This is a genomic window from Shewanella maritima, assembly GCF_043643735.1.
In the GTDB taxonomy this organism is placed as follows: domain Bacteria; phylum Pseudomonadota; class Gammaproteobacteria; order Enterobacterales; family Shewanellaceae; genus Shewanella; species Shewanella maritima_A.
On the sequence record NZ_JBHZSM010000019.1, the window covers coordinates 17,374 to 40,721 of the forward strand.

Annotated in this window: 17 protein-coding genes, 3 tRNA genes and 1 other RNA gene; 6 read left to right on the forward strand and 15 right to left on the reverse strand. The window is 41.8% G+C overall.

Annotation, left to right across the window (positions count from 1 at the left end; genetic code table 11):
• Positions 1 to 14: 14 nt before the first annotated feature.
• From pgsA to ACHUGF_RS16365, 4 genes are all read left to right on the forward strand, one after another.
• On the forward strand, positions 15 to 563 hold the full coding sequence (gene pgsA, locus ACHUGF_RS16350) for a CDP-diacylglycerol--glycerol-3-phosphate 3-phosphatidyltransferase (protein ID WP_394132818.1): 549 nt from the start codon (positions 15 to 17) through the stop codon (positions 561 to 563).
• Between the two features lie 144 nt (positions 564 to 707).
• Positions 708 to 783: transfer RNA gene (locus ACHUGF_RS16355), tRNA-Gly, on the forward strand.
• Between the two features lie 37 nt (positions 784 to 820).
• Positions 821 to 894: transfer RNA gene (locus ACHUGF_RS16360), tRNA-Cys, on the forward strand.
• Between the two features lie 44 nt (positions 895 to 938).
• Positions 939 to 1,024, forward strand: a tRNA-Leu gene (locus ACHUGF_RS16365).
• A gap of 197 nt (positions 1,025 to 1,221) precedes the next feature.
• On the opposite strand, the gene ACHUGF_RS16370 is transcribed toward ACHUGF_RS16365, so the two are convergent.
• Complete coding sequence (locus ACHUGF_RS16370; RefSeq protein ID WP_394132819.1) at positions 1,222 to 2,697, reverse strand: aminotransferase-like domain-containing protein; 1,476 nt, start codon at positions 2,695 to 2,697, stop codon at positions 1,222 to 1,224.
• Between the two features lie 98 nt (positions 2,698 to 2,795).
• On the opposite strand from ACHUGF_RS16370, the gene ACHUGF_RS16375 reads away from it, so the two are divergent.
• Positions 2,796 to 3,302, forward strand: coding sequence for a GNAT family N-acetyltransferase (locus ACHUGF_RS16375; RefSeq protein WP_394132820.1), 507 nt, complete (start codon positions 2,796 to 2,798; stop codon positions 3,300 to 3,302).
• Positions 3,303 to 3,367: 65 nt separating this feature from the next.
• Here ACHUGF_RS16375 and panP read toward each other — a convergent pair whose 3' ends face one another.
• The 8 genes from panP to ACHUGF_RS16415 all read right to left on the reverse strand — a co-directional run bounded on the left by panP (position 3,368) and on the right by ACHUGF_RS16415 (position 16,934).
• Positions 3,368 to 5,023, reverse strand: coding sequence for a pyridoxal-dependent aspartate 1-decarboxylase PanP (panP, locus tag ACHUGF_RS16380; protein WP_394132822.1), 1,656 nt, complete (start codon positions 5,021 to 5,023; stop codon positions 3,368 to 3,370).
• A gap of 281 nt (positions 5,024 to 5,304) precedes the next feature.
• Positions 5,305 to 6,480 carry a glycerate kinase gene (locus ACHUGF_RS16385; RefSeq protein WP_394132824.1) on the reverse strand — a complete coding sequence of 392 codons (1,176 nt, stop codon included), beginning with the start codon at positions 6,478 to 6,480 and terminating at the stop codon, positions 5,305 to 5,307.
• Between the two features lie 12 nt (positions 6,481 to 6,492).
• Positions 6,493 to 7,854 carry a GntP family permease gene (locus ACHUGF_RS16390; protein ID WP_394132825.1) on the reverse strand — a complete coding sequence of 454 codons (1,362 nt, stop codon included), beginning with the start codon at positions 7,852 to 7,854 and terminating at the stop codon, positions 6,493 to 6,495.
• A gap of 138 nt (positions 7,855 to 7,992) precedes the next feature.
• Positions 7,993 to 9,144, reverse strand: a complete 1,152-nt coding sequence (locus ACHUGF_RS16395) for a sugar diacid recognition domain-containing protein (RefSeq protein ID WP_394132826.1) — start codon at positions 9,142 to 9,144, stop codon at positions 7,993 to 7,995.
• 229 nt (positions 9,145 to 9,373) lie between these two features.
• A complete protein-coding gene (locus ACHUGF_RS16400) occupies positions 9,374 to 11,461 on the reverse strand; it encodes an MtrB/PioB family decaheme-associated outer membrane protein (RefSeq protein ID WP_394132828.1) in 2,088 nt (695 codons plus the stop codon).
• Positions 11,462 to 11,473: 12 nt separating this feature from the next.
• Complete coding sequence (locus ACHUGF_RS16405; RefSeq protein WP_394132830.1) at positions 11,474 to 12,463, reverse strand: DmsE family decaheme c-type cytochrome; 990 nt, start codon at positions 12,461 to 12,463, stop codon at positions 11,474 to 11,476.
• Between the two features lie 89 nt (positions 12,464 to 12,552).
• Positions 12,553 to 14,514: an OmcA/MtrC family decaheme c-type cytochrome gene (locus tag ACHUGF_RS16410; protein WP_394132831.1), complete on the reverse strand. Its 1,962-nt coding sequence runs from the start codon at positions 14,512 to 14,514 to the stop codon at positions 12,553 to 12,555.
• A gap of 278 nt (positions 14,515 to 14,792) precedes the next feature.
• On the reverse strand, positions 14,793 to 16,934 hold the full coding sequence (locus ACHUGF_RS16415) for an OmcA/MtrC family decaheme c-type cytochrome (protein ID WP_394132832.1): 2,142 nt from the start codon (positions 16,932 to 16,934) through the stop codon (positions 14,793 to 14,795).
• Positions 16,935 to 17,640: 706 nt separating this feature from the next.
• Between ACHUGF_RS16415 and ffs the strand changes: the two genes are divergently transcribed.
• Positions 17,641 to 17,737, forward strand: an RNA gene (ffs, locus tag ACHUGF_RS16420) — signal recognition particle sRNA small type.
• Positions 17,738 to 17,770: 33 nt separating this feature from the next.
• Here ffs and ACHUGF_RS16425 read toward each other — a convergent pair.
• The 6 genes from ACHUGF_RS16425 to dinG all read right to left on the reverse strand — a co-directional run bounded on the left by ACHUGF_RS16425 (position 17,771) and on the right by dinG (position 23,273).
• Complete coding sequence (locus ACHUGF_RS16425; RefSeq protein ID WP_394132833.1) at positions 17,771 to 18,058, reverse strand: late competence development ComFB family protein; 288 nt, start codon at positions 18,056 to 18,058, stop codon at positions 17,771 to 17,773.
• A 63-nt stretch (positions 18,059 to 18,121) separates the two neighbouring features.
• Positions 18,122 to 19,027 (reverse strand): histone deacetylase family protein, encoded by a 906-nt coding sequence (locus tag ACHUGF_RS16430; RefSeq protein ID WP_394132834.1) that lies wholly within the window; start codon positions 19,025 to 19,027, stop codon positions 18,122 to 18,124.
• Positions 19,027 to 19,752, reverse strand: coding sequence for a DUF2057 domain-containing protein (locus ACHUGF_RS16435; protein ID WP_394132835.1), 726 nt, complete (start codon positions 19,750 to 19,752; stop codon positions 19,027 to 19,029). The genes ACHUGF_RS16430 and ACHUGF_RS16435 overlap by 1 nt, the downstream gene beginning before the upstream one ends.
• Positions 19,753 to 19,762: 10 nt before the next feature.
• Complete coding sequence (locus ACHUGF_RS16440; protein ID WP_394132836.1) at positions 19,763 to 20,425, reverse strand: primosomal replication protein; 663 nt, start codon at positions 20,423 to 20,425, stop codon at positions 19,763 to 19,765.
• On the reverse strand, positions 20,422 to 21,195 hold the full coding sequence (locus tag ACHUGF_RS16445) for a sulfite exporter TauE/SafE family protein (RefSeq protein WP_394132837.1): 774 nt from the start codon (positions 21,193 to 21,195) through the stop codon (positions 20,422 to 20,424). Before ACHUGF_RS16445 ends, ACHUGF_RS16440 begins: the two co-directional genes overlap by 4 nt.
• A 5-nt stretch (positions 21,196 to 21,200) precedes the next feature.
• Positions 21,201 to 23,273 (reverse strand): ATP-dependent DNA helicase DinG, encoded by a 2,073-nt coding sequence (dinG, locus tag ACHUGF_RS16450; RefSeq protein WP_394132839.1) that lies wholly within the window; start codon positions 23,271 to 23,273, stop codon positions 21,201 to 21,203.
• Positions 23,274 to 23,348 lie beyond the last annotated feature (75 nt).

A 23,348-nucleotide genomic window follows, 5' to 3' on the forward strand; every position in this document is an offset into this window, starting at 1 on the left:
AATTGGTTTATCTAATGCCGTTTAATTTACCTATAGCATTAACATTTTTCCGTTTAGTCTTACTGCCGGTCTTTGTTGTCCTGTTTTACCTCCCGTATACTTGGGCTCCATTTGCCGCAGCTTTCGTATTTTGGTTAGCTGCAGTTACTGATGCACTGGATGGATACGCTGCTAGGAAATTAAATCAGTCAACTCGCTTTGGTGCATTTCTTGACCCGGTTGCCGATAAAGTGATGGTTGCTACAGCGTTAGTCCTGTTAGTTCAGCAGTATGACAATGTGTTCCTCACTTTAGCATCAGTATTGATGATTGGACGAGAAATTGTGATTTCGGCACTCAGAGAATGGATGGCTGAAATTGGTAAGCGAGGTGTGGTTGCTGTGTCGTGGTTGGGGAAATATAAAACCGCAGCACAAATGATCGCGATTATTGGTTTGATTTGGCAGCCAACTGAAATGCTAACTAATGTGGCATTTGGACTATTTTACATTGCGGCTATTCTTACTTTTTGGTCAATGCTGGCCTATATAATCGCCGCGTGGAAAGATTTAACAGCTGAATAGTACACAAATACCACAATGAGTTTAAATACTGTGCAAACAGTTAAATATACTGAAATCAGCATTTGACACAGAAAGTTAAATCGGTAGAATGCTCCCTCGTAGACAACGGAAGCAGTTAATAAAGTTAACCAGCAACCGAAAAAAGCGACATTAGCTCAGTTGGTAGAGCGAAACCTTGCCAAGGTTTAGGTCATCGGTTCGAACCCGATATGTCGCTCCAATTTTTATGAATATTAAAGATTGGTTATTGTTTATATGGCGCGATGGCAGAATGGCTATGCTGCGGATTGCAAATCCGTCGATCTCGGTTCGACTCCGGGTCGCGCCTCCACTATTTTGTTTTAATTGATGATTTTCGATTGAAACGACACTTTTGCCCGAGTGGTGGAATCGGTAGACACAAGGGATTTAAAATCCCTCGCTGAATAAGCGTGCCAGTTCAAGTCTGGCCTCGGGTACCATTATTAAGCTCTTCGGAGTGATGGACATAAAAGCCTCAACGAAAGTTGGGGCTTTTTTGTATTCGTTTTTTCGTCATCAACCATAGAAGAGAAATCCCTCGAACTCTTAATGAAAATCAGACGTGCCAGTTGAAATCTGGCCTCGGGTACCATTATAAAGTCTAGGGTTCTTGATTACGTAAACGAAATTTCAAGAGCTAACCATTGTCTCTAGTTGGTTGCTGCACAAACTCTGAAATAGTTTTCCCCAAAGTTGTTACCCCTTCAGAAAAGACCCGATTCCAAGGTAGGGCAAAAGTAACCCGAAAGAAGCTGTCGTAGTCGCTCGAAAAGGTGAACATACTACCGGGGGCAATAGCAACATTGCGTTGAATTAGTTTATCCCACAGTGCTGCACTACTTAGCTCTGAAGGTAGTTTGCACCATAAACATGGGCCGCCTGATGGTTGGCTGATATAAATAGGCATTGCTAGTGTGTTTAACTCAGCGCTGAGTAGTTGTTTGAAACTGTGCATTTGTTGACGCATTGTTTGCCTAAGTTTTTCTACAAGCTGCATATATTGCCCAGAGCTCATCAATTGCACCATCATCTGTTGTAAACCGACGTTTGCTTCCTCTGCAGTAGTTTGTTTGGTAAATAAACATGCTTGGTAGGTATTTTTGCAATGTAGGTAACCTAAGCTAAATGTGGGCGATACCGTGTCATAAAAGTCTCCGATACTGATGACTCTGGCTTTAGATAAAACCTCTGCATCAGGAGAATTTATATGTTGCTGACTATGACTGACTAAGTGTGTTAGTGACACAGGCCTATTTGCACCGAAATACAATTCTCCCCTGTCATATTCTATTAATGTTACTTGGTGTTTGACACTCCAAACGAGCAGGGCGCGTTTATCTTCTACGCAGAGTAACCGGCCTGTTGGATCTGCAAAATTTGGGTTGACTAGATAGGTTTTAAAGGGACGTTGCTGGTGAGTTTTTGAAAGTAATGCTAATTCATCTTGATAATTGGTTTGCATTGGCACTTCAATTACCTCAGCTTGATATTGTGACAGCATAGCTTGAAAGTAGAAAGATGTTGGGGATTCAACAGCGATGGGAGACTGTAATGCGTTACTGGCCAGCAGCGCGATCTGTAAGCTATCTTTTCGGCCATTGGTGATCAGTAATTCTGCCGCGCTAACCCGTCCTTGGGCGTGAGATAGATGACTAGCAAGTTGTTTACGAAGCGAAGGCAGTCCCTCAATCGGGTCATCCATGATTAACTGAAATGGTCTCGTTTTAAAGGCTTGTTTATAGAGTCGATTCAATAAGGCTTCATTATCTACTACGGTACTTGGTGCAGTACAAGATAGCGGCACAATAGCAGAGTCATTAAATGAAAACTGCACAGCTTCAACCAGTGGGATCTTTGCTTTGCAATGGCTGACAGCGACACCATAATCAGGTAACTTCGTTCTCGGCAAAGTATTGACAAAAAAACCTTGTTTTGGTTTTGCCAGTATCCACCCACGTCTTTCTAATTCATGATATGCCTGTACAACCGTTGCCGTTGAAATATTGCGATGACGCGCTAATGCCCTGACCGAAGGCAGTTTGTTTGTCAGTTGCTCACTATCTATTTGCGCAATAACATCATCGATGAGTTGCTGATACTTAAAAAAGGCCATAAGGCTACCTAACTGTACTGTATTTTTGGTGATTAACTGTATCTGTTTTGTATTTTACGGTTTGTTTAATATAAAAACCAATACAGATAGGAGGCGATATGAAAATAATAACAACCACAAGCAGATTGGTTATTCGTGAATTCAATGTTGACGATGCTCAGTCTGTGTACGACTTTAATGCACCAAAAGTCGTTAACCTGTATACGGGTGATGCTGGGGTGTGCAACAACGTAGAAAATGCCTTGAGCATTATTAATAATATTTGGTTGAAAGAATATGCAACACACGGTTTTGCACGTTGGGCAGTAGCTTTGAAAGACACGGGGAAGGTGATAGGTTTTTGCGGGTTTAAGCAAGAAACACGCTTTGTTGATATAGGGTATCGTTTGCACCCTGATTATTGGGGGAAAGGCATTGCGACTGAAGCAAACTTGGCTTGCATTGAATATGCAAAACAGCACCTTAATTTGATCGAGGTGTTTGGCGATGTGATGCCTGAAAATACTGCTTCAGCTAACGTGTTAAAGAAGTTGGGAATGCAATATGTGGCGAGATACCAAGAAGAAGGGTTAATCTTAGATCGTTATCGGTTATTTTTGAAATAAAATAAGTTGAAGAAAGTGTAACGCTGGCAGAGGGTACTGCTTCTACCAGCGTTACATATTAAGGTTTATACATATTGCTCTGCAAACGTGTAAAGTTTAGGAAGGTATTGATTATCCAGTTTCGCAATGTCCATTTGTTCTTGAAGAACATCATGCAAGATGTCATTGGCTGTCAGCGGGTTGGCTAATACGACCCTAAATACAGTGGTATCAGTTCTGGCGTATTTTGCAGGCTTTATTCTTGTTCTAGATACAAATGACTTACCTTGTTCACGTTGATGTTTTTGGATGAATTGGGTTAATTCATCCAACAGCTGATTCATCTTATTGAGTGCGTCTTGATCATTTCGACTAATAGCCAAATCGAGTTTTTGCTGGACGAGTTTGGGCACAAAGCGATAGGTAAGCAAGCAAAGTTCAGGTTCAGTAATTAGCTCGAAATAAGAGTGCCGATTGATGATATTAGCAAAGTAACGTGCCTTTTCTAAACTGTTATTGATGAGGATTTCATAGCCTTCAAGCCCAATGATTTGCAAACAGGCATGCACAAGCATCGCCATTCCAGGGCGAGACCCTTCTAGCGTTTGACTGCCTAAATCTTTAGAGCCAACACGTAAGATATATTCAGCATGATGCACAATAGATTGCGCTAATTCAGGTTTTTTAAACAGCACCATTCCCGCACCCATGGGTACATACATTTGTTTATGTGCATCAATAGTGACTGAGTCGGCTAATTCAATGCCTTTGAGTAAATGTCTGTACTTTTGGGACAGCAAACTCGCGCCGCCCCATGCCGCATCAATATGGAAGTGACATGCTAAATCTGCCGCTAATGCGGCGAGTTGATCCAGTGGGTCAATATTGCCCGTTTCAGTGGTGCCAGCAACGCCGACAATGGCCATCACTTTGATGTTGTTGGCTTGTAGCTCGGCAGCTTTGGCACGCATAAGTTCAACATCGACTTTGTTGTCAGCCGTTGTTGGAATACTGATGATGCTGTTACGTCCAATGCCAAGTAAATCAGCCGTTTTACCTAGTGAGTAATGACCTCTTTCTGATACTAGGATCGCGAGGTCATCATAGCCGTAGTGTCTCAAGGCCTGAGGTAGTCCTTGAATATGTACACCTTTAAAATCCCCATCCGCTTTTAATAATTGATTTCGTGCAATCCAAAGCGCCGTTATGTTGGCAACTGTGCCGCCAGAGCAAAATGCCCCGAGTGAGTGGTTGGCGCTATGCATCAATTGATCATAAAAATCATCGTTTTCTTGGTACACCAAGTGATGCATCATCCCTAGTACTTGACGTTCAAGTGGCGTAAAGGCTTTGGAAGTTTCTATCTTTACCAAGTTTTGATTTAGACCTACCATCATTTTTGATAGAGGCAAAACAAAATAAGGTAGGGCAGATGTCATGTGTCCGATAAAACTTGGGGCAGAGGTATGTACCGAATGTGCCACTAAATTTTGCATTATTTCATCGGTATAATCAGAAACATATTTAGGCTTATTGGGAATGCGATGAGATTGAAAGTCTTCTTCAATAAGACCTAGTGGTTTTTCAAGCGCAGCAATGCTTTCTCCGAGAAAACCGGCGAGATCTTCAGAGAGTTTATTTTCAATGATGCTGAGCGTGGATGATTCATCCTCAGGCACAGTGAAGATACGCATAAGGCTCTCTTCAGAGGCTTGCGCTTGGCGGGAGTGTTTCAAGGTCATCTAGTATTGCCATCTTTATAATAATCATCGCCTTAAATATGATTGTTGACTAACTATATTAGCGTTAAACGGGCGATTTTGGTTGCTAACTTTACTTTAAGGCAAAGCTGGCTTCAAGTTTTTCAAATGAACTTCATGCTGACAATGGTTAAACGGCAGTGAATAGAAGATATTCAGCCTTATCTATATGAACTATACAAATAAGGCTGATAGAGCTGTACTTTGCAGATTTCCTGCTTAAGTAACCTGTTTAGGTCACTTAGGCTAGTTACTTAAATAGGTTACTTGAACTTTTTCGCTACAGCGATTGTAGCTGCGATATTTCTAGAGGTTTGAATTAAGTTATTTGTGGCTTGATCAAGCACATCATTTAACGGTGCAAGCGCTGGGATAATTGGGAAGATTGCGCTCATTCCCTTGAGACAGATTGCATTAGCATTATCACCTAAACAGCCTGCTATCCCTATGACTGGAACTTGGTGCTCCTGAGCGACTTCTAATACTCCCATTGGGGTTTTGCCGAATACTGTTTGACCATCAATTCTGCCTTCACCCGTTATGACCAAGTCTGCGCCTTCGCAAGCTTTTGCTAGCTTAACTGTATCCGTCACAATCTTTACACCAGGCATTAGGGTCGCTTTGAGGTATGCTGTCACGCCAAATCCCATGCCGCCTGCCGCACCAGCGCCTGCAAGTGAATCAAGTCTATTCTCTTTAGCGTGCTTACTATCAGACAAGTACTCATTGGTTTTGGTGGCAAAATGCTTTAAAGCTGAGTCCAATTGTGAAATTTTGGCTGCGTCAGCACCTTTTTGTGGGCCAAAAATCGCTGAAGCACCAGTAACACCGCATAAAGGGTTATCCACATCACAGGCAACATCGATACGACATTGATTAATGCTTGGATGTAGCTGACTTAAATCTATCGACTCGATAGCGGCCAATTGTGCACCGCCATAACCAATAGGTTCGCCCTTGTCATCAGTAAATATTGCACCTAATGCCTGCAGCATACCGACACCAGCATCATTGGTTGCACTGCCACCCAAGCCTAGAATAATCCTTTTAACGCCTCTTTCTAAGGCATCGCAAATCAGTTCACCTGTACCAAAACTGGTGGTAATTAAAGGATCGCGCTTAGCTGGTGGCACTAAATGCAACCCAGATGCACTCGCCATCTCAATGACTGCTGTAGAGCCTGAAACTTCGTCATTACCCAAAATCCCATAACAAGCTTTAACTTGCTCACCTAATGGGCCTGTGACATTCACAGTGACCATTCTTCCTGATGTGGCGTCGACCATTGCTTGAACTGTACCTTCGCCTCCATCAGCTACTGGGACTTTGCAAAACAGGGCATCAGGAAAAACAGATTTAAACCCTGTTTCAATGGCATTAGCCACTTCAAGTGCACTAAGGCTTTCTTTGAATGAGTCAGGTGCAATAACGATTTTCATAGGAATTCCAAATTACAGAAGTACTAGGCTAAGAATGTAAACGAGTGCCATTGCCGTTAACCCTTGCACTAGTGTTGCCATGGTTTGTGCGCGGTATGCTTGTTTAACACTCATGCGGCTAAACTGAGTCACGACCCAGAAGAAGCTATCATTTGCGTGAGATACCGTCATTGCGCCTGCACCAATAGCCATTACCGTTAATACACGACCCATATCGCTAGCTAAGCCAATATCACCTAACAAAGGGGCGACAAGCGCGGAAGTGGCAACCAATGCAACGGTAGATGAGCCTTGTGCCGACTTTAAAGCGGCAGCAACTAAGAATGGCATGAAGATCCCTACACCTAAGGTAGATAAACTTTCACCCATATAGGTGGCAACTTGTGTTTCTTTCAAAATGGCACCGAAAGCGCCACCTGCACCAGTAATTAACAATATTGGGGCGGCGACAGTTATGCCTTGAGTGATACGTTCACCAAACTCAGTCGTTTTATTGTCAGATTTTAGTAGGCTTAGTGATAATGCAAGACCAATTAATAGTGCATTAAGTGGTTGCCCTAGGAATAATAAAATGTCGAAAAATGCCGTTTCTCCGAAAGGCTTACCTGGCATGTTGGCGATTGAACCAAAACAAATCAGCAAGATTGGAATAAAGATCGGAGCAAATGCTTTAGCTGGTGTAGGTAACGTACCGTAGCTGGCTTTAAGCGTTTCATAATCTTGATGTTGCTGCTCAGTTAACTCGTGGGCATTGTCACCATCTGGTTGTTCATTTTTGAATCTGTTAGCCCATAACATACCTGCAAATGCAGCTGTAGCAGCAACAAACACACCTATCGCAATCACCAAGCCAAGCTGAGATTCTAGCCCTAAATTTCCTGCTGCAGCAATTGGCCCTGGTGTCGGCGGAACAAATGTATGGGTGGCATACAAGCCTGTAGCAAGCGCAACGCTCATCGAGACACTTGAGACTTTCATGCGGTTAGCCATAGATTGCTTTAATGAATTAAGAATAACATAGCCAGAATCACAAAAGACTGGCACTGATACGATATAACCAATGATGGACATTGTCAGCGTTGGGAAACGTTTACCCAATACTTTTATCACCACATCAGCCATGGTGATTGCTGCACCACTTTTCTCAAGTATGGTACCAATGATAGTACCCAGTACTATCACTAAACCAATGTATCCAAGGATCCCGCCAAAGCCGGTGGAGATCGTTTTAGCAATATCAGCACTAGGCACGCCAAATGCGAAAGCGGTGATAAAAGAAGCTAGAATTAATGTTAGGAATGGGTGGAGCTTAAATTTAGAGGTCGCAATAACAATAAATGCAATGACACCTATAAGAATAAACAGCATGCTCATGGTTAGTCTCGTAATTATTTTGTAGGGTTTGAGTAGTGGGCATTATTATGCAATAACGCCAATAACGCTTTGTGCAAACGAACCAATTTTATAAGTTGAATAATTACAATGTTGTGCAAATGAACAGCTAGCTGGGTACTATTCTTGATGCATCATTTGCCCAAGATAAAGGCTTAATAGTCCTTGGAAGCTATTAATGTCGGTATCCGTTATCTTAGCGATTTTTTCTAGGCGGTATCTGAGCGTATTTCGGTGAATAAATAAACTTTTGGCACAAGCTTGCTGATCGCCTAAATGTTCAATGTAGCTAGTGAAGGTTTTCTGCAACTGTTGGTTTTTGTCGTGTTCTATTAATAACTGAAAAGGTTGACCTAGCGCATTACCACGCCAATGGTTTTTTAATCCAGAAAGTAGGATTTGTAGGCTGTAATCTTCAAATAAATACTTGGTTTTAACGGGATGTAATAGCTTGCCCAACTTAAGTGTTTCTTGTGCCGTTTTGTAAGATTTTGCCAGTCCTAAAACATCATCGAAGTAATGACCCAAAGCGATGTTGAGCTTGAGATTCATATTGGCAGGGATCCGCTGCAATAATTTATCGATGCGTACGCTTTCTAATTCAGGGTTCCAAGCTTCACCATCTAAAAAAGCCGGTTTTAGAATGACAAGTTGACTCAGTGAGGTCATCGCAATCAAATTGCCACGGTCTGGATTTTGTAACAAATAGACCATTTGTTTAAGTGCGCGGTTGTCATGCATCAACTTAGCATCAACTGATTCAAGTTCTATGATGGCTGCAACACGCGGTAGGCTTAAATCTATGCCTAGTTGAACGGACCAATGTATAAGCGAGTGAATATCATCAGGCTGGGCTTTTATGAGCTGCAATACAAACTCTTCTTGTTGACGGTTTTGCCATTGTGTGTGCTCTAGTAAATAGGCTTGCTCAACAATCATTTCAGCGGTCATCTTGAGCATGTCGGCGTAGTGCCTGACTTCATCAGGTGCCCCTGTAATCCCGATGACACCAATAACTCGCCCTTTGTAATGCAATGGTAAATTGATCCCAGGTTTTACACCTTGCAAGCTGTTTGCGCTTTGTTGGGTGAGCTCCACTGTTCGGTCTTGACTGATTGCAAGCAAGGCTCCCTCGTGTACTGATCCTAGGCGGGTATTGTCACCAGAGCCCAAAATGATACCTTTAGCATTCATCACGTTGATATTATGTCCAATGGTTTCACTGGTTCGATAAACGATAGTTTTCGCGACATTAGTATCAATATCGAGCATAAATTGCCTCTGCTTATAGAAGTCATGGTAATGACTGTTAGCTTATCAACATTAAGTAGTGCGGGGAGGGGAAAGGAAGAAAAATGTGGGCAAGATCCTTCTGCCCAAATTTTATCACAAGGTAATTCACCTTGTTAATATAGTGTTAAATTAATGTTTATTGCAAGTTCAAAAACAAAAAAACCGACATTTTAATCAATGTCGGCTTTTTTAAAGAGCTGGCTTTATATTAAAGCTTGTAGCTCATACTTAGCATTACCATGTGGGCTGTATAATCATGGCTGTTATTACCAAAGCTCAATACATTCCAAATGGTGTCTGGATTAATTTCATTCGCCGCATCATTATCTTCATATTTTTCAATTCGATAATCTAATCTCAGCGCCATTTTTTCAGATGCTTGATAGGTCGCATATGCGTTTACATTATGTACTTTCGCATAGTAATCACCGTAGTCACCAGTAATCCCCTGAGTGACTTGTGTAGTACTGTCTGAGTTCGAGTAGGTGTAATCGAGACCAAGGCGTAATTTACTATCCATTAGGTTGTCATACATCAAGCCTGCACCCACAACATCTACTTTGTCTTCTACATCCGAATACCATGTAGCCGATCCAAAGTTTGAGCTACCAGCTTGCGCGGTATCGATGACTTGATGGTTGTAGAATGCGTTAAGCGACATGTTTTCGCTAACCATGTAATGCAAGTTAAGATCGTAACTCGTATCTTTAGATTCGGTTAAGCCGATTTCTGTATTGCTATAATCGTCTTGTGCGAAACGTGCACCTAAATCAATCGTTAGAGAATCAATTGGTGTATGACTTACACGAACTTCAACCTGTGTACGGTCTCTGTCTGCAAGATAGTATTTACGCAGTAACTTGTTTTGCTCAGATGAGGTCCACTCAGATGCGCTATAGTTGGAGCCATCGCGGCTACCATAGCTACCTTTAACCCACATATCCCAACGTTCAAAAGTATTAACTCGTAAACGAGCCCAAACTGTGTTTTCGTCTGTGGTTTCGCGGTCTTGGTAACTACGCTCATCGCGACGGTAATCGTAACCACCATCTAAACGAAGATCGCGTGTAATACGATAGTTAGCTGCTAATTTCGCTCTATGATTGGTGTAGTCATAAGGCGTGTTGTAGGCAACTTGACCATTAGCGCTATTAATACTGATTTGCGTCCACTCTTCCACATTCGTGTTGTTTTCACGGTCGCTATAGTCATAGCTGGCAGATAGGCGAAGATCACGGTTTACTCTATGAGAGCCGCGTAAGTTAATACCGGTTAAATCGACGCTAGCATCTAATGATTCACTCGGTAATGTATAGCCGTAACCTGAAGTGACAAACTCTTCATCTTGGGTCATTTTACCTAACATCATACGTCCGCTTAGTGCCGTGGATGTGGTGTTATATTGACCAAGTAAAGACACAGTATGCGATTCGTTGTCTGGGTCTAATGCCATGTAACCGCGTTCTTGAGCGCCAAATGTGGGTGTAAATGCATTATCAAAGGCAAGTTGGCTATTACTATTTTTGAAAATAGAACCATTGTAATTAAGGCTAGTGAACCAATTATCACCACGTAGCTTAATACCGGCTTCGATTGTGTCTGTCGTGTAGTCAACCGGTTCAGCAATCATCATTGACTGATTATAGAAGCTACCAGACGCTTGTTTAGTTCCCGTTTTTTCTTCACGTTCAAATGATACGTAGGTTTTGAACATCGATTCAGTTTGGTACTCAAGCCCCATTCCAGCGCGTTCACGTTTTAGTGAAAGCTCCAATGGGTTAACACTAGAATACAATTGCGTCATATCGCCTGTCGAACCACCCGTTACCCAGTTACCAGGTAAAGTGAGATCATCGGTACCACTACCTGAGTATGGTGTCATGGCTTTATCTGTGTGATAAGTCGCAATAGAACGGTAATTAAAGTTAAGGTTGTATGTCCCTAATTTACCAATGTCTACGTTCAAGCGGCCATTATCTAAGCCTAAATCACTGGCTTGGATATCTGCTTGGTAGCCTGTCTCACCGATGTAACGTACATTAGCATCAACTTTGCCAGCAAACTCTTCATCAGAGCCAAAAGCATTGGCAGATTTAATATCTTCTTCGCTATTGTAACCTACGCCGACGCCCACATCACCAGAGAAGCCTGTTTCAACTGTACAGCGCTTACACTGCCATTTATCAAACTTTACACTTTCTGTATTCGCGTTCGAAATACCATAACCATTTGCCATCACTGAAAAGCTTGAGCCAGTGAGTAAGGCTAAGGTGATCAAATTTAATTTCATTTTCATCTACTTGTCCCCTTAGCGCTGAAGTAATTTACCAGATGGATGGTTTGAACCATGGATCTGGTTATGACAGTTCAAGCAGCTTCTGCCACCTGTAAAGGCATTATCATTTACATTTGAGCCCATGCCAGTGTTACCTAGATAAGCATTACTTGCGTGGCCATCTGACGCGTGACATTGCTGACACAGCTGAGGAGCACGAGTTTTTAACATGCCATCGTGAACACTGCCGTGAGGGCTGTGGCAAGATACGCAGTTTTCAGTCACTGGTGCGTGTTCCCAAAGTTTTGGACCACGTTTTTCAGCGTGACAAGAGTAACAAGTTTCGTTAATTGTTGGCTTGATAAGGTCTGAATCGCTTAAGCTGCCATGTGGATTATGACAATCGCTACATGTCATTTGATCCCATTTTAGTGGGTGGCTTGAACGTTTGTGCATGTCAGCTTTCGCTTTCGTGTGGCAGCTTGTACATACTTCATTTTCAGTCTTTTTATCTAAGATTGGATCATTTGCGGTATGAACACTGTGGCACGAAGCACAAGATACATCAGCATTGTCATGGTGGCTGTTGTTCCAAGTCATGCGGTTGTCATCTTGGTGGCAGCTCATACAAACACTATTTTGCTTTTCAGCGCTGAGTGAAGAATCTGGGCCAAATGCAATCATCGGCTCACGACCACCACGGTTATGAGTACCTTGTGGTCCATGACAAGCTTCACATTGTAAGCCAGCCATTGGGCTTTTAGATGATTCAATTGCGCCATGAACGCCTTTGAATAAATCCATTACTTTTTCTGAGCGGCGGTGACATGCTAAACATGAGTCCGCACCTTGAGAAGAGTATTTGCCTTCGGCAAACTTTTTATCCAGAAGCGTTTCAACTTCATCTGGAGACATTTTTTCATCCCATTTTGCTGCATGTGCTTGGGTAGTCAAACCAAAGCAAAGGAGGGCAGTCGCTATCAATGCAGGGAAAATGCGAGATATTTTCATTGTAGTCATCATCTTTTTTTCCTAATTTGTCCGTTTTGTTGAATATTGTTTTCAATTTTATTCTGAGAAGCTACCCATTGGCAGCTTCTCAATACGGCAAATTAAAACTTGGTAAGGGTGTGGTTTTCGACTGTCGGAATATGACAGCGTAAACAGAACTCAAGTTCAACAGCTTGGTTAGCTTCAGTGAAGTCGCCATTGACGATCGCACCTTGGCTTTCAGCATGCGCCTTAATTTCTTCTACGCCATGACACGATGCACAAGTCGCAGTTACTGGCGTGGTATATAAACCTGGGCTAGTCGCTAATGCACCTTTCATGATGAAGGCATCAAGGTTAAAGTCATTATGACATTGAGCACAATCACCAATGATATCTTGTGAGGCGTGAGTTTTGTGTAACTTCATCTCAATAGAACCAAGGTTCGCGCCTGATGCATAAGTACCATCTGGTGTATGACAAGTCACACAGCCATCAATACCTACGGTCATTTCACCGTCAACTTCACGGCCGAGTTGCTCAGTCATGATAAAGCCTGCGTGGTAACCTTTGTGTAACTCGAAAGTTTCACCGTGACAGTTTTGACAAGTACTGAAGTTCACTGAATCAATGTGACGTAAGCTCGGTTCTTCACCAGAGAAGGTACCATGTGCTAGGTCAGCTTTCATGCTAGTAGTTGCGACTTCTTCTGCACAGTCAATGGCTTGTACGCCATCATTACACATTTCGAAACCAACAAAGCTAAATGCAGTATCGGCATCGCCTTCACCAAATGGCAGTGAGTCGATAGTGTATTGGAAACTGCCATCAACGATAGTGACATCGTCTTGAAGAGCACCTTGAAGAACAAAGTCTTTAGTCACTTTTTGAAGGCCATTAGGGTTAGGGTTGTAACCCATAATTGGGAAGTTAGGGCCAACGTTGGTAATGGTTTCAACACGAGCAAGTTTGCTAACCAGTGAGGTCGCATCTACTTTGTTGCCTTCATCATCTAAAATTGTCACAGACAGTGTTGCTGACATGTCATTCTCATCAGCTTTGTTAGCCGTGAGAGTTGTTGACATACCGTACATGTCAATGAAAGCTTTCTTCTGAGCTAAACCGCTTGTGTGGATTTCTTCAGTCCAACTAGCATTGTGACAGGCTACACAGTTAGAGTTATCTTGTTGTTGTGGGTGACCTGTACCTGCTTTGAAGTCAATATCAACGTGACAGCTAGTACACACTTCCATCGTCGGAACACGAGTCCAGTTACCCCATTCTGCTAGGTCTTCATTCTCAACGTGACATAGCTGACAGTTGTCTTGCACTAGTGTATGTGCCGTTTCTGCTGTGTAGTCGTTGCGTCCCCAAACCTTGTTTGAGTTATGTACGTTGTGAACCAAGTGGCTAAATGCAACTTCAGGTTTTCCACGACCTTCAGCCCACTCTTGGGTGTGACAAGTAATACATGTCTCAACAGTTGTTGCTCTGTGGTAGATAGTTTGATCTTCAGCATGACAAGCAGTACATACTTCATGTGAAACCACATCTTTGGTAAAGATAGCTTGGTAACCTTCACCATCAAAGTCTTCTACAATTTCAGTCACTGGCACAATAGTTGTACCATTGGCTAGAGTAGAGGCTTTAGCAATAATATTAAAACGCTGGGTAAGATCTTTATTGAACGTTTCAGTATCGAAGCTGTCGAAAGTAAACGTATAAGTACCGTTTTTGTTGTCAACGAAAGTAGATGTTGACCCCAATTTTTGCCAATTTGCGCTGTCACCTGCACCAGAAGCGCCTGCTGGAATTAATTGCGCAGCATTTTCAATTGAAAGATCAACTAAGCCTACAACTGCGAGGTCTTCCTCGTTGGTCGCGAAAACTTCAACAGTAGGGGTATTGTTTTCATAGCTGACTTTAGTGACATCAAGAATGAGGGTTTCGATTTCAGCGGCGGGTTCTCCACCGGGTCTACCCGGCTCGCCATCTTTACCATCATCACCACTACAACCTGCTAAGGTCATTGCGCCTGTTGCAGCAAGCAACAAGGCTAATTTTGAGTAGTTCGTTTTCATCATGTTTCCCTGCTAAAGGTAATATATTGGCTTACTGGCAGTATGTTCTGCAGATTTAACCGTTATCATCGGTCTTAAATATCTTTCAGTTAACCCAATACTGGAAAAATTCCTATTAATAAGATTACTTTAACTTGCCATATAAATCTTTAATCACTCATATAATGTGTGAAGCAGATCTTTCTAATTATTTATAGGTAGCTGTTCATTAAATAATTAATACTAAGATTCAATCAAAATACAGAGCCGCAACATTGCGACTCTGTATGGTTATATTTAGATTAGTTTCCACCCCAATTAGAATGTGCGTTAAGCATATTAGTGTCGGTGTGGCAGGTTGAACAGGTTTCTACAACATTGAGTGCTTCATATTCAGACATTGGCACACCTAATTGTGTAATCGTACCTACAACACCGCCATTACTCTCCATATGTCCAATGGTTGTCTCATTAAGCCCGTATGGTGGTTGGTGACAGCTCAAACAAGCAGCAGCTTGAGGAGATACAACTAATGTCTCTCCAGTATCAGCGTCGCGACCAAATCCTACTGGAGTTGCATCTGCGGTAATCTTGTTAATAGAGAACCCATCTTCTCCATGACAAGCCTGACATTCTGTTTTCTTAAAGAATAAATCGCCATTAGCGTCATATAAGTAATGTTTGTTATGGGCAACCGTTGCTAGATTAGATGATGCTCCACTGCTATTAACTCGAGTGCCATTATGACAAGTGGCACATCCATCAATATCATTTGTATACCTATGGGTAATTTGTGTTGTATGACATTGCTGGCAGTCGCTCATTATTGCATGTTGAACACGTGGCGAAGTTTCTACAGTCGTACCATCTAAGTTGAAGTAGAAAGTGTCAGATGTAACATAAGGCGCATCTTGCGAACCACTGTTTAAATCATCTTCATCACAGTATTGGATGACACCACGATGTGAACAAACGTGTAATTGACTACTTAACACCACAGTTGCTTGTGCTTCAATAATAGTTTGGATGTCAAAATCCGTTGCATTAACGATTGAAGTTATTGAGCCATCAGCTTCCTCTGAGAAAGTGTCATAGCCTACCTTTTGGTAGTTAACTAAATAGTCATCGTTCAATACACCATTGATAACAATCGCACTATTAAAGCCGCCATATTGATACGGCCGTGGGTCAATTTGGTTAATGCTAATAAATTGACCTTCAGCGTCAGTCACTGTGAAGTTGACTAAAATGGCTGACTCATCTTCAGCAACCGACATACTATTGAACGTAACAGAATATGTGGCAGATGCATTGTTACTATTTAAAGTATAGTGCGCTTGTTCAGCACCACGAGCACTACCAGCGTCACTGTGACAGGATAAACAATTTTGGCCTTGTCTATGAGATGATGGTACACCAGCAGCAACTTCCGCAGGACTTGGTGAGTGACAGCTCCAACAAGCAGTTGTATCCATATCGGCTTTCCAACTGTCTGTTAGATTGAAGTTTTCGTCCGGGTTATGGCAGGTTTGACAGTTTGATGTTTTTTGAGGGTAAATACCTTCATCGGTAAAGTTTGATACATTATGGATACTATGCACCATACCTTTAATCGACCCATCAAATGCATAGGCATCACCTATTGGGTTACCTTCTGAATCCGTGTCTTGCTTCTCATAACGGTTATAGTCTGTGTGACAGAATGAACACGCTTCTTCTGTTGTGTGCTTAGAACCATGGAATGATAACGCACCATTTTGACCTGCACGATGACATGTTTGACAGTCACTATTGGCGAGTATTTGCAGTGGTTTTTCTACGACAGACTCAGTGGCAGGGATCCAGTAATAAAATGTGTTATCAAGCAGTGATTGTTCTGTACTATTGGTCGCTTTTAACGACATATAAACACCGTTGGTTGTGTCAGCAACGAATTCATATTTATCAAGCGTGTCAATTGCTCTGTCGACAGTGATGGTATAAGAACCATCATTGTGATCAGTGAAACAATCAGTACATTCACTCGAACTGCCATTAAAGTAATTGGAGCCTGTAAAGTATCCATCACCTTTATCTTTATTGTAATAACTTAGCCAAATTTGACGTTCAACGCTTGGGTTTACAATTTCATCCTCGCCTAGCTCTGTTGCGTTGCCCACTCGGCCAAATGAAATCGCGGCGATATCTTTTTGAGTTAAACCATATAGCGCTGCGCCATTAGCATCAGCTAATTTGAATGTCACAGTTAGAAAGTTATTTTCATCAACACTTGCATCAGTAATTGTACTTTTGATAAATGTTGCGGTTTCTATTGGAGAACCAATAGGACCGTTTTCACCATCTTCGCCATCTTTACCATCACTACCACAACCAGTGAGTGCAAAGGTTAACAAACCTGCACTTAATAAAGCTTTGGTAGCTTTAATCATTACTAATTTTTTCATCTTGTTCCCTGCAATTTTTTGTCATCACTCAAAAAATAAGTTTTTGGAATACTCCGCCGGCAAGTTTAACTAAGACATTTTTGAAGATCCCTTAATGTTATTTTAAGTTGTGATCCATATCCTAGTAATAAAATAGGGGTATTCTACGTACCACTTTTAGGGGGTGGTTTTGAAAACAAAATGGCACTAAATCGTTGTCATATTGTCTTTTTTTATTTGGATGCACCCTAAAATTAACAATTGTATCTTTTAGCTGAGTTGATGGATACACACCATTGTGCATTAGTCGTAGTTTTATTCTGAACGTTTATCTTTGTAAGCCTATTTATATCTATGAAACAGCTAATATAAGGCTAGTTGATGATATTTTTATGTCAGCTAGCGGGGAAGGAAGGTAGGTGAATATGTGATCTTGATCACTAAGTTCTGACTCGTGAGTGGAATAAGTGTATGCGTAAGCTGAACATTTGGCAGTTCAAAGAGCCATGTGCTCTGATTTGCGTGCCGCGAAGTTTTTATTCGATTGGCAAACTTTATGCATATTGATGTGAGTCATTTCTGCAGCCTTGCTTATTTGCTAGCCACTTAATAGCTCAGAAACCAATATGTTGATATTTATGCTTGATCATCTACCTTGGCTAAGGGATAATCCACCGCGTTCAAGCAAGGTTGAAGATAATTAATCGGTTTGAAATCAATGGTGACCCTAGGGTCCCCTCGCAACGATAACTTGTGAACTCGGCCAGGCCCGGAAGGGAGCAACCGCAGCAGGCGACTCGTGTGCCGGGGTGTGGCTCTAGGGGAACCTCCAATATTAATTCCCCCCAGATAATCATTTATTCGACTTCAGATTGTTCTTCTAGTGTCTTTTGTAAGTTGGCTTTGAGAAATGCTCGAGACTTTTCTAGCGCAGCATAAATTTCATTTTTCATTTGTTGAAGCTCGTTATAGTCTTCAAAAAAGTACGTATCAACTAAGTGGCGTATATAGCGGACAGGTAGCTGATTTAACGTCACACAGGATAAGTCGGCAAGATAATCTTCTGGTAGCTCTTCCATTAGTCCTTCATCTCGAAGAATTTCCATCAGCAGCACTTCATAATAATTACGAATTTCAAGTTGCATAACATCGCTCCATTTTTTGATGCTGTTTTTATACTTATAGATTATTTGTAGCACATCTTAGGCTTACCAGATAGTGTTTGCCGCAATCAATAGTTGGCCGTGTCTTTGAGTGAGTGAGTCAGGATCTCGGCTATACCCGCCTCCAATAACGGATGCAACAGGGATACCGTGTTGCTTTGCTGTTTTAAAAACCAATGTATCGCGTTGTAGCAATCCTTCGGTAGTGATATTTAAATAACCTAGATCGTCATCTTGATGTATATCGACACCGGCATCGTAGATGATGAGATCGGGTCGGTGAAGATTTATCAGTAGTGGCAATACTTCAGCAATGGTTTGAAGGTAATGATTGTCATCACAAAATTTATCCAACGCAATATCGTGATCAGAATGCATTTTCCTTGACGGGAAATTCTTTTGGCAATGTACTGAACAAGTAATAATGTTTGGTTCATCTTGGCACATTGCCGCAGTACCATCTGCTTGATGAACGTCACAATCAAAAATCAACACTTTATCGATTTCAGCTTGAGTCAGTGCTTGTTTTGCGGCAATAACTAAATCGTTGAAAATACAAAAGCCACTGCCAAAATCATGGTGAGCGTGATGATAACCGCCTGTTAAATGAATCGCCCTTTGATATTCAAGCGCTAATTGAGCGGTTAATGTTGTGCCTGAAACTGCATGCAGCGTTCTTGTGACGAGTTGTTCAGTCCAAGGGAAGCCAATCCTACGCATGAATTTATCAGGTAAAGTGCCATTTAAAAACTGCTCAATATACGAAATGTCATGACTTTGAGTGAGTATTAGCGGGTCAATAGCTTCTGGCTTATGGTGCTGGGCTGAAGATAACCAACCATGATTAAGGGCTGCAAGATATAAATTTCGGTATTTACTACTGGGGAATCTATGTTGTGAGGGTAACGCCAGCTGAGAATAGCTGGCGTGATAGACAAATGGTAGTGACATTAGAGCTGTTTAATAGCCCAACTCATAAATTCTTTACGCGTTTTTTCGTCAGCTTGTAACCACCAATATTGCAGCATTTGTTCTGCCTGAGCTTTAGGAGCTGTTGCTGCTGGTACAGCGGTTTGAGCTTGCGGTGCGGTGGCTGAAACTACCGTTTTAGGCGCAGTTGCTACAGCTACTGATGTCGCTGTTACAGGCACTGAAGCCACTGCGACATTACTGTTTGCTGTTGTGGTCGCTTGAGCTGATTGCTCAATGAAGTCTTCTTTATTGTTACCATTAAATAGTGAGGTAATAAATGACTCTTCTTTGTAATCTGTTAATTGTACAGAATATTGTACTTGGCCTTTATCTTCACGAGTAATCACAACCTTTGGTTGTTTAGCAAATTGCTGCGGTCTTCTTACTATCTTACGACTATCATCTGGCGATAGTTGGTATTGATAATCCCCATCGACCTGTAACGTAATAATGAAAGGTGAAGATTTAACCGTGCTCTGGCTATCGCTAAAATCATCTTCCACGAGATCGTGGTAACGAATTGCAATTTTATGTGTACCTTCGCTTAACGTTAAATCTGATTTGTGGGAAAACAAGTTTGTTTCGACTTCAACGCCGTTAAGGGCTAAATATTCAAAGTCCATTGGGATCGTCAAGTTGGCAGCTGTTGCCGAGGAAGAGGCTAAAAACACAAGTGCTGCACTGGTTTTAACGAGAATATTCATTGTAACTCCTTTAACGGTTTAATCTCTGATTTGGCCTTTCAGACAATTGGATTCTGTCTTCTATATAGCTAATCGCCTGTCTACATTTACCAAGACGGCGGTGCTGAGACAGAATGTCATTTTGCAGTTGTAATTTGTCTGATTGATGACAAGTGTCAAGGCTTAGTTCCATTTCTGCAATCTTTAGTTCAATCTTTTTAGCCCAATTTAGATGTTTATTCAATTCTTGATACATTTGATGACTATTTTGCATCACATTACTTGCAATCCAGCCAAAGCCATTGTTATCGTTTTGCTTTTGAAGTTTTTTGGCGTATTTAGCCCGATTGCTTGTGCGTTTCTGTTGTTCTGCTTTTATGTTGATATTAGTGGTCAATAAAGCGCGCTTTAGAGCTGTAAATTTGTCTTGAATATTCAGACAACGCTGCTCGATTAATGCTTTACCAACTTGCACCTCTAATTGCTTCTCAAGTTGTTGGATGTCTTTACGGATCTGTTGAATACAAGGTGATAACTTTGCACCTTGTTGAATAAACAATTGTTGATTAAAGCGTTCGATATCTTGTAAATATTTTTGTTGCTGTGGCGCTAATGCTTGATCGTGTTTTAGCGCCTCTTGCTCAAGCTGAGATAATTGCTGTTTTAGCCTTTGAATCAATTGTGAGGTATTCATGACCAAGCGCTCCAACTTAGCTGCAGCGCAATTGCCATCACCACAATAATAAATAGCGGCTTAATAAAAGGTATACCATAACGAATGGCTGTTTTAGCGCCTACAATAGAACCGAGCATCATACAAATACCCATCCACAGCCCTAAGCCCCAATGAACTTGCCCCAACAAAGCAAAAATGATTAACGCAGTCACATTGGAAACTGCCGTCATTGCGCGAGCTAAGCCACAGCTATGCAGCAAAGGTAATTGATGCAGCTTGATTGAGCTGACTGTCCAAAATGCGCCAATGCCAGGGCCTGCAAAACCATCATAGCTCCCAAGAATGAAACCTTGTGAAGCTTGTTTTTTGTTTGAAGATGGTGAACAGGGGGCTTGAATGTTATCTTCTCCCATTGATTGTGGGCTAAAAAATGTATAAACCGCGATACATATAATCAAGATAGGTAGCAATTTTTGAAGCCAGTCAGCATCCATCATAAACACGATGCAGCTTCCTACAACAGCGCCAATGGCTGTGGCAATCGCGCCAGCTTTCCAAAAACTTGGGGTAAAAAAGTGTTGTTTATAATAGGTGTAACTGGAGGTTAATGATCCAAAGCATGCAGCAAGCTTGTTAGTGCCAAGTGCTAGATGAGGAGGCACGCCTGCGGCTAACAAAGCCGGAATAGAGAGTAAGCCTCCGCCACCGACTACAGCATCAATAAAGCCTGCTACAAAACCAATGGCAGCTAAAATAACCCAAGAACTTGGATCGCTAATGAATTCCAAAAAATCTACTCTATTACTTTTCTAAAAGGGGGTAAGGCATCGATTAAAGACTTACCGTATCGTTTGGTCACTAAACGGCGATCTAATATCGTTACCCGACCATAATCTTGCTCTTTACGTAATAATCTACCACAGCTTTGGATGAGTTTGCGCGACGCATCCGGAATCGTTAATTGTAAAAATGGGTTTCCACCCTTTGCCTTGACATATTCGGCATGTGCTTGCTCTACTGGTGAGGTCGGTACTGCAAAGGGCAGTTTAGTCACAATTAAATTAGTGAGATAGTCCCCAGGTAAGTCTAACCCTTCCGAAAAACTGCCTGTGCCCATTAATAAGCTTGGTTTGCCATCATCACAGCGCTGTTTGTGTTGAGCCAGCATTTGTTGACGAGACATAGAGCCTTGCACAAGCATGGGGATGTCTTTCAATTTTGGTTCTATTAAATCTGTCACTTTTTCCATCTGCCAATATGATGCAAACAGCACTAGAGTGGCCATTTCACCTTCAATCAACGCCAGTATTTGTTCAGCAAGCTCTTCTGTATAGCCATCTGCAGTCGGTTCATTATCCATTTGTGGAATAAATAAAGTTGCATTGTTTTGGTAATCAAATGGAGATTGCAGTGCTAAAAAGCGGCTGCCATCGTTTACCGAAAGCCCGACTTGATGCGCAAAGTGATTAAAGTTATTCAATGCACGAAGCGTTGCACTACACAGTAAGACACCTTCAGCTTTCTCCCACAACATGGACTCAAGCATATATCCTACTTCAATAGGAGAGGCTGAAAATAAATAGTCCTGTTGTTTGCTGTTGAGTAACTCTACCCATCTGGCTAATGGAGCACCTTTACTGTTGTCCTCTTTAGCCAGCATTTTCCAAAGCTTGCTGAGGTTTTCTAGTCGCTGCAAGATAAAACCTGTTTCGGCAAGCGCAGCTTCAGCCAGGTGTTTAGCTAATTCACCATCTTTTATGGCTTCATTAAGCACAGAAATGATTTTAGTAAACTGCTTAACGGCTTTCCCTGAGCAAGAAGCAAGATTCTCTGCTTGGATCAGCAAGGGTTGTGGCAACTTACCATGCTCAAAACGCCAACGAGATTCTGGGTTATTGAACAGCGGTAATTGCGCATCGCAATAGCTGGCAACTTGGTTGAGCAATGTCACTAATTCAGCATTTAAATCTAACATCGCCTGTACAGGCGAAATGATATGGGTGGTTTTCAGCTGATTTTGTAGCTTAGTACAGGTTTTAGTGGATTTTTCTATCCAGTCACTGGCTCCACGTAATGTTGCTTGTGCGCTTGAAAAGTCTCTTGCGACTATGGGTAGATGATGAGCCTCATCAATAACATAAAACATGTCTTCTGGCTCAGGTAAAATAACCCCACCACCGAGCTCTAGATCTGCGAACAGTAAGCTATGGTTAGCGATGAGTACGTCCCAAGTTTCAACATCTTCTCGGGCTTTATGGAATGGACAATGATGATGTGATGCAACCTGTCTATGGCAGCTGTGTTTATCGCAACAGATTTGTTGCCATAAAAAATCCTCAATGGGATTTTTCAGGGTGTCGATTTCGCCATTCCATTTTTTTTGCTGAAAGTCGTCACGTAATTTTTTCAGCTTATCAATTTGAGATTGATCTGGTTTGTTCTGCCACATTGCAATTTGTGAGTCATCTGCACCTATCATGGCATCAAGTTTGGCTAGGCAAACGTAGCGTTGACGGCCTTTAACTAACCCGAATTTAAAATCGAGCCCTGATTGCTGTAGAAAAAAAGGTAAATCTTTATGCAACAGTTGTTCTTGGAGCGCGACCGTTGCCGTTGCTATACACACCTTCTTTTTTGAAGCGAGTGCAAGTGGAATGGTGCCAAGGATATATGACAAAGACTTACCAATACCTGTACCGGCTTCTACAACAATAATTTTTCGATGTTTATCATAATCACCTGCTAATGTTTTTGAGATTTCTGCCACCATATAATTTTGTTCTCTACGCGAACGAAAATGAGGTAAAGATGTGGCGATACTTTTGTACACATCTCGGATTTGGCTTTTAACCTGATTAGTTAACATTAGTCGTTTGTGATTTCGAAAGAGTAAATTATGCTGTACATAATAACAGTGAATTGAGTAGCTAAGAAGAAGTAA